This window comes from Novosphingobium umbonatum (assembly GCF_004005905.1).
GTDB lineage: Bacteria > Pseudomonadota > Alphaproteobacteria > Sphingomonadales > Sphingomonadaceae > Novosphingobium > Novosphingobium umbonatum.
The window spans coordinates 1-255 of record NZ_SACO01000082.1; the positions used below are offsets into that span (position 1 = coordinate 1).

A 255-nucleotide genomic window follows, 5' to 3' on the forward strand; every position below is an offset into this window, starting at 1 on the left:
TCGACTCGGTCGACGAGCAGCCGGACGTAATCGCGCCTTGCTGGCGCGCTCTTATCACGCAGATTTTTTACCATTAGCTCACCGAACTTGTGGATGATTTCCGGCGTGATGCGGCGGTCACCGTCGGTCAATTGCCGTTCCAGTCTCTCGATGTCGATTGCAATCGCGCGCTTTTGAGCGGCGATATTGTTAATCTCTATAGCGATTTGCGGATCGTCAGCTTGGCAAATACCGTTCCTCACAAGCTTGATGACA

At 52.9% G+C, this 255-nt stretch carries 1 protein-coding gene; it reads right to left on the reverse strand.

Going from position 1 to position 255, the window contains the following annotated elements:
- Nucleotides 1-255 (reverse strand): hypothetical protein (locus tag EOE18_RS18605; RefSeq protein ID WP_164852830.1); only part of this gene is annotated, 255 nt, incomplete at both ends.